The 6810-nt window shown below is 58.8% G+C and carries 5 protein-coding genes and 2 pseudogenes; 3 read left to right on the forward strand and 4 right to left on the reverse strand.

Features of this window, described 5'->3' with window-relative positions:
* Positions 1 to 397: pseudogene (locus NW856_RS00385) on the reverse strand (class I SAM-dependent methyltransferase); the annotation flags it as partial.
* A gap of 49 nt (positions 398 to 446) precedes the next feature.
* On the reverse strand, positions 447 to 1394 hold the full coding sequence (locus NW856_RS00390; protein WP_414398512.1) for a sugar phosphate nucleotidyltransferase: 948 nt from the start codon (positions 1392 to 1394) through the stop codon (positions 447 to 449).
* 429 nt (positions 1395 to 1823) lie between these two features.
* Between NW856_RS00390 and NW856_RS00395 the strand changes: the two genes are divergently transcribed.
* From NW856_RS00395 to NW856_RS00405, 3 genes are all read left to right on the forward strand, one after another.
* A complete protein-coding gene (locus tag NW856_RS00395) occupies positions 1824 to 2687 on the forward strand; it encodes an ABC transporter substrate-binding protein (protein WP_414398513.1) in 864 nt (287 codons plus the stop codon).
* The gene (locus tag NW856_RS00400; protein WP_414375079.1) at positions 2684 to 3505 is read left to right on the forward strand and encodes an amino acid ABC transporter permease; all 822 of its coding nucleotides are present in this window, start codon (positions 2684 to 2686) and stop codon (positions 3503 to 3505) included. The genes NW856_RS00395 and NW856_RS00400 overlap by 4 nt, the downstream gene beginning before the upstream one ends.
* Before the next feature lie 91 nt (positions 3506 to 3596).
* The gene (locus tag NW856_RS00405; RefSeq protein ID WP_414398515.1) at positions 3597 to 4520 is read left to right on the forward strand and encodes an NAD(+) kinase; all 924 of its coding nucleotides are present in this window, start codon (positions 3597 to 3599) and stop codon (positions 4518 to 4520) included.
* Positions 4521 to 4534: 14 nt separating this feature from the next.
* On the opposite strand, the gene NW856_RS00410 is transcribed toward NW856_RS00405, so the two are convergent.
* Positions 4535 to 5674: a glucose-6-phosphate dehydrogenase assembly protein OpcA gene (locus NW856_RS00410; protein ID WP_414398517.1), complete on the reverse strand. Its 1140-nt coding sequence runs from the start codon at positions 5672 to 5674 to the stop codon at positions 4535 to 4537.
* A gap of 130 nt (positions 5675 to 5804) precedes the next feature.
* Positions 5805 to 6810 (reverse strand): annotated as a pseudogene (gene pgi / locus NW856_RS00415) (glucose-6-phosphate isomerase); the annotation flags it as partial.

The raw sequence follows: 6810 nt of genomic DNA on the forward strand, positions 1-6810 counted from the left end.
TTTCCAAATGGTGGGCGGATCCCTGTTGCATTGACTTGAACAGCTTGGAGTTAAGCTGGGGTGCCCGCGAGCGAATAAAGCGCACAATCTCACCGCTCAGCTCATGGCCGTAAAAGTAGGCTTGCCAATCGTTCCAGGGATAGGTCAGGAAGCTTACCCCACAGCCCAAATCCAAACAGGCTTCCCGTTTTTTGGGGGCACGCAGTTGCCAAAAGGGGATCCCGAGGCGCTCTTGCAGGTGATCCCGCTGCTGGGCTTGCCAAAAAGGCAGTTGCTCCAGGTCTGGGGGAAGTTGCCAACCTGGCCGACCCAGTTGAATTTCCAGCTCCCGATTGAAGCGAGCAGCCACAGAGGCAAGGTAGGGATCCCAGCTTTCCCCGGTTTGTGGTAGCTCCATCTGTTGATGGCTTTGTCGTGGATGGTTGTGGACTTAACTTGCACTTAACCTACACTACCAGGACTCTCGGCCCGTAGGCTCCCGGCTGCAGGGATCCATTTACCCAACTGTGGCTGCCGAGGATGGTGCCTGCTGGAATCTGAGCTTGGGATCCCAGCCGGGTGTGGGCGCCGATGTAGCAGGGGGCGTGCAGTTGAGCGCTGGGATGGATCTCAGCCGTTTTGTGCACCCATATCCCCGGCGCCTGTTGCTGCACATTTTCTAAGGGAAAATCCGTCATTCGGCCCAGAAGAATGTCCAGTTGGCCGTGGTAATAGCTGGCCGGCGTGCCCAGATCCCGCCAGTAGCCTGCGTGGAGATAAGCTTGCATCCGTTGCCCTTGCCTGAGCAAATCGGGGAAGATACGCCGCTCAAAGCTGAGGGGATCCCCACTGGGGTAGTCTTTAAAAATGGCCGGATCCAAGACAAAGGTGCCGGCGTTGATCGTGTCGGTGGTGAGGGTGAGGGCTTCTGCAGGGGTGGGTTTTTCCCGAAAAGATTGGATCTGGCCCCCTTCCCCAACTTCCACCAGGCCATAGGCGGTGATATCTTCCACGCGGGCGAGGGTGAGGGTGGCAATGGCCTTGCTCTGCACATGACATTGCATCAACGCCTGCAAATCCAGATCCGTGAGGATGTCGGCATTGAAAACCACCAAGGGATCCCCGGTGAAATAGGGCTGAGCCAGCACCAAAGCTCCTGCCGTATCCAAAGGCGTCTCTTCGGGAATGTAGCGGAGCTTCACCCCCAAAGCAGAGCCATCTCCCAGAGCAGCCTCAATTTGTTGGCCCAGATAACCCACGCTGAGCAAAATATCCGTCAAGCCGGCTCGGCGGCAGCGCCCGATCAGCCATTCCAAAAAGGGCACATCCAGGAGGGGCAACAAAGGCTTGGGTTGCAAAAAGGTAAAGGGCCGTAAACGAGTTCCTTTCCCACCCGCCAAGATCACCGCTTGCATAACCACCCTCAACCCCGTTCTCTTCCAAAGATATTGACATCCTCTCCGCCCAATTGCTAAGGGGGATCCATTGGGTCGAGCCAAATGTTTTCTGCTACCCAGAACGTCGATTCTCCGTTGCCCACAGAGGGATACGGATTGCCCCCCCCGGGCAACACAGCACGAGTCTTGATCGCAAGTCTCAGGGGATGCCTTTCTGGAGGAGATATTTCAATCTCAATTGGGATTCATAAGCTCAATCCTGAGACAGTTGATTTGCCTTTTTTAGAGCATGTTTGGAGAATTGCGACCCGCTCGCCCCAGTCGGGAATAGCCACCCAAAGCGGCAGTGTCAGGTGATACTACCTTGCAACGGGAATTGTGACAGCCTTGGATAGCTTGGATGGATTCCAATGGGTTTGCCCTTCACCTTCATCTGAGGTTTTGCCGATGTCTGTTTCTCGACGCCGATCCCTACAAGCCCTTTTCTTGACCCTGGCCGGATGCTGGGCTTTAAGTGCACACCAGGGATCCCTGCTGGCCCAAGGTAGCGATTTGTTGGCTCAAGTTCAAGAGCGGGGGGTGCTCCGGATTTCCACCGACTCCAATTACCGGCCTCAGAGCTACCTCAATCCCGACGGCACTTGGGAAGGATTTGACGTGGATGTGGCGCGCGAGATCGCCAAGCGCTTGGGGGTAAAGGCTGAGTTTTTGGATATCAACTTTGATGTCATCACCGCCGGATCTTGGAATGGCCGCTGGGATGTCAATGTCGGCTCCATGACCGTAACTGCCGAGCGCCAGAAAGCTCTGCTGTTTACCATTCCCTACTACTACACCCCCGCCAGCTTCGTGGTCCACCAAGCCTCGACCCTGACCGATATCGCCGCTTTGGAAGGAAAGCGAGTCGGGGTGGGCACCGCCACCACCTATCAAGCCTACCTGGAGGGCAACCTCACCCTGGAAGGAGAGACCATCCAAGTTCCGGCCCCGCGGGTGGACATTCGCATCTACGACACCGATAGCCTGGCTCTGCAGGATTTGGCACTGGGGGATGGCACCCGCCTGGATGCAGTCTTGACAGCTTTGCCGACGGCTGAAAACGCCATTCGGGAAGGACTGCCCCTGAAAACTCTGGGGGATCCGGTCTACTATGAAGCCTTGGCTGTGGCCTTGGATCGCTCCAGCCCTGCCCCTTCCGAGAGCTTGCAAGCCAAAATTAACGAAATTTTAGAATCCATGCACGCCGACGGCACGCTAACAGCCCTCTCGAAGCGGTATTACGGCATTGATCTGACGAAAAAAGCTGAGTGAGCAAAGACTCTATCCCACTGGAGCAGCCCATTTACCCACCGCCCCGGATTCGAAAAGGGATCCCGTTCCCGGTGGCCCAGGGGTTGTGGTTGGTTTTGTGGCTGCTGTTGTTGGTGTTCACCTTCAGCGGGGTACAGTTGGAGTTGGCCGGGATCCCCATCCGTACCTTGCGTCTCAACGGCAACTTTGTGCGCGAGTGGTGGTGGTTCATCTCGCAAGGGGTGGGCACTACTTTTCAACTGTCCTTGGTCTCCATCCTCTGTGCCACCACCTTGGCCTTTTTGTCGGCACTGGCGGGCCTCTCCCAGATTGCCCCTCTGAGCAGCCTCTCCGCTCTGTATGTCTCGTTGATGCGAGGCACACCTCTATTTCTGCAGTTTTTGTTTATCTACCAGGCTTTGCCGCAACTGGGCCTGGTGTTCGGCTCGTTTACTTCGGCGGTGCTGGCCTTGAGCCTGAACTATGGCGCCTACATGAGCGAGATCTTCCGGGCCGGGATCCAAGCCATTCCCGTCGGGCAGCGGGAAGCCGCCTATGCCCTAGGGCTTAAGCCTTGGCAAACCCTATGGTGCATTGTTCTGCCGCAAGCTTTTCGAATTGTCTTACCGGACATTGGCAACCAATTCATCGCCATGCAGAAAGACACTGCCCTGGCCAGCGCCATTGCTTTGCAGGAGTTGATGGGCCGGGCTCGACAGGCGGGTTTGCCGCGCCAACATTTTTTTGAGGCTTTGGTGGTGGCAGCGCTGTGGTACTGGCTGCTGACGTTGATCTTGTCGTTTTTCCAGGGGCGCTTGGAACGGTACTTGGCCCGCTAGAGGAGCGCAGAAATTGGGGAATGGATCACCTGGCCAGCAGAAGGGCCTGCAGAACTGATAGAGTTTTGGCACCTCTGCCTTCCCATTGCCCATGACCAAGCCCAAAGCCGGGATCCTCTACAACGACGCCAAACCCGCCGCCAAACGCAGCAGCGAAACCCTAGCCCGCTGGTTTCAGGAGCAGGGCTGGGAAGTCTGTGTGGCCCCCAACTGGGGCGGTATCCTCGGCTATGCCAAGCCCGACAGCCCCATCTGCCTGACCAGAGTAGATAGCCTGGCCCCGGCTGGATTTGATCAAACCATGAAGTTTGCGGTGGTGTTGGGGGGAGATGGCACCGTCTTGGCAGCAGCACGGCAACTGGCCCCCAAAGGGATCCCCTTGTTGGCGGTGAACACGGGCCATCTGGGCTTTCTGACGGAGACCTACCTTCCTCACCTAGAAGAGGCAGCCAGTGCCGCCATTGCCGGGGAATACACCCTGGATCGCCGCAGCATGTTGCTGGTGCAAGCCTACCGAGGGCAAGAATTGCGCTGGGAGGTCTTGAGCTTAAACGAGATGGTGTTGCACCGCGAGCCTTTGACCAGCATGTGCCACTTCGAGATCACCATCGGGGATCACTCACCTCTGGATGTGGCTGCCGACGGAGTCATCTTGGCTACTCCCACCGGCTCGACGGCCTATGCCCTCTCGGCGGGTGGGCCGGTGATCACACCGGGGGTGCCGGTTTTGCAGCTGATTCCCATCTGCCCCCATTCCATGGCGTCGCGGGCCTTAGTCTTCCCCGATTCGGAGGAGGTATGGATTAGCCCCGTTACCCCTCAGCCACTGGTTTTGGTGGTAGATGGAAATGCCGGCTGCTACATCATGCCGGAAGACCAGATTCGGGTGGTACGTGCCCCCTATTGGACAGATTTGATGCGCCTGCGCCGACCGGAATTTTTCCGGGTTATGCGAGAGAAGTTGGGGTGGGGACTGCCCCACGCTTCCAAGCCCACGTCGGTGGAGCTGCCTTGAAACAGAAGCGGATCTCAGCTTTTGCCCAGCTTCAGCATCTGATCCACCACCCCTAGGGTTTCTTCGTAGAGGTAGTCGGGACCAAGCCGCTGCAACTCGGCAGCCAGCAGGGTGTCGAGGGAGTCCTGCTCCAGGGGAGCCACCTGGCGAATCACGCACCTCTGAGCGCCCCCCATGGCTTCCATGCGCATACACCCTGTGATTTCGGAGCACAGCACGGTACAGGCGTCGGCTTCTTGGTTGCTGGAGGTGAGGCGCAGCCCGATGAGATCCCCCGGCTGGCTGATTTCCGAGGCCAAGGGCACAGCGGCCAGTTCTGCCATCACCTCGCCGCCCATTTGGGTTTGAAAGCGGATGCGGTCGATCTGGTAATCGTGCTCCTGAGCCTGAACCCGCTCTGTGGGAGTCCACCCCAGGCGACTGGCCAGCCAGCCCAGGAAGAGGAACGCCTGGCAGGGATTGCCGGCTTTGTAGTCGAGGTTCACACGATCCACAAGGTAGAGGGACTCTCGCCGGTCGGGAGGGTCGAAGGCTTGGGCGGTGAGTTCCTGCCAGGGCAGCAGCCGCCGCCAGTTGAGATCCCCACAGTGGCGCCCCTCACCCACCAAGAGGTGGATTTCTTGCAGATCTTCTTCTGGATTGACAAAGCCCCGCGAATCGACAATGACCCGATTGCTCAGGGCCACCAATTTTTGAAACAGCAAGCTGTTCAGATCCAGATCCCCCTGCCACCACAAAAAGGTGGGCAAGTTGGGGATCAGCAGCGAGGCGACCGTGCTGCAGGCCCGCACAAAGGCCGATTCGGGCGCTTTCAGGGTGATGTATTCGCAACAGACCAACGAGCTGCGCTGCTCACGGGTCACCGGACAGTAGGCGGCCACCTGGGCCTCGATGGCGTCGTCTGCAGATCCCTCCCGTTTGGCTCGCAGGTCAATGACGCGACAGGGGTTTTGGGTGGCGATGGCCTCGACGGTGGGAGAAGGTAGCAACAGCGCATCGTCCAGAGATTCGTACACCACCAGGGTAAAGGTGGCAGCGCGGGCGGCAACGCTCTCTCCTTTGGAAGACCAGATCTTGTTCAGCTCCCGCTCAATATCTTCGATGGAGACATCTTTCGGAGTCTGTAAGGGTAGGACGGCAGCAGATTGATCCATAGTCTCCTCCTGGAGTGGACTCTTGCTCGATTCTAGGCAGGCGGGCCGGCTGGCTGGGAAGGGCTTAAGGCCAGGTACAGATTGGCCAACTCAAGCCTGCGCTCCACACCCAATCCAGGAAATCAGAGGATCAAGCGGGCCGGGTCTGGATGCTCAGCTCCAGGGGGCGGGCGGGATCCCCTGTCAACAGGACTCCGCGGCCATTGGCGTGTAGGTGCCGCACAATCCAGTACAGGGTTTCTATGCGCTCCGGGCAGCCCAGTTTCTCTGCCAGTTGGGGCAAAGTCAGGGATCCCTGGTGCTCCTGCACCGTCTCTAGCAATCGCCGTTGCAGCTCCAAGACAGCGCTGGCGGCTTTCTTGCCTGCTTCCACCCCCGGTTGATGGTAAGCGTTGATCTGGATTAGGGAGGCGTAGAGGCCCACGGCTCGCTCGTAGAGGGCAATCAAGGCCCCCACCGAGCGGGCATCCACCCGTGGCAGCGTTACGGTAATGGAGTCGCGACCGTTTTCGTAGAGGGCCTGGCGGGTACCCTGCAGCAGGCCGCTCAGGTAGTCACCACTGGTCACCTGCGGCTCCACGCAGGGGGAAGGGATCCCAGGCTCCCGATCCTGAAGCACCTCGATGAAGGTGACAAAGAAGTTGTTCAAGCCATCCCGCAACTGCTGGACGTAGGCATGTTGGTCGGTGGTGCCCTTGTTGCCGTAAACGGCGATGCCCTGCTCCACACGGTTGCCGTTTAGATCGTGGGATTTGCCCAGGGATTCCATCACCAACTGTTGTAAGTAACGGCTAAACAGCAGCAGGCGATCCTTGTAGGGCAAAACCACCATGTCCTTGCGCCCTTGCCCTTGACCGACGATGTACCAGGCCATGGCCAGCAGAGCGGCGGGATTGCGCTCCAGGTGGGGCAGGCGGGTGGCCTCATCCATGGTGGCTGCCCCGGCCAGCAAAGCCCGGATATCAATGCCCTGCAACGCTGCCGGCAACAGGCCCACCGGGGACGTTTCGGAGGTGCGCCCCCCCACCCAGTCGAAGATGGGGAAGACCTCCAACCACCCCTCCTGCCGCGCCTGCTGCTCCAATTGGCTGCCGGGGCCGGTGATGGCCACCGCATGGGCAGAAAAAGGGATCCCG

It is taken from the genome of Synechococcus sp. R3-13, assembly GCF_047462195.1.
Lineage (GTDB): Bacteria > Cyanobacteriota > Cyanobacteriia > Thermostichales > Thermostichaceae > Thermostichus.

Coding starts and splice junctions, on each gene's coding strand:
- NW856_RS00390 (WP_414398512.1), bottom strand. CDS start 1,394: ATGCAAGCGGTGATCTTGGCGGGTGGGAAAGGAACTCGTTTACGGCCC.
- NW856_RS00405 (WP_414398515.1), top strand. CDS start 3,597: ATGACCAAGCCCAAAGCCGGGATCCTCTACAACGACGCCAAACCCGCC.
- NW856_RS00410 (WP_414398517.1), bottom strand. CDS start 5,674: ATGGATCAATCTGCTGCCGTCCTACCCTTACAGACTCCGAAAGATGTC.
- NW856_RS00395 (WP_414398513.1), top strand. CDS start 1,824: ATGTCTGTTTCTCGACGCCGATCCCTACAAGCCCTTTTCTTGACCCTG.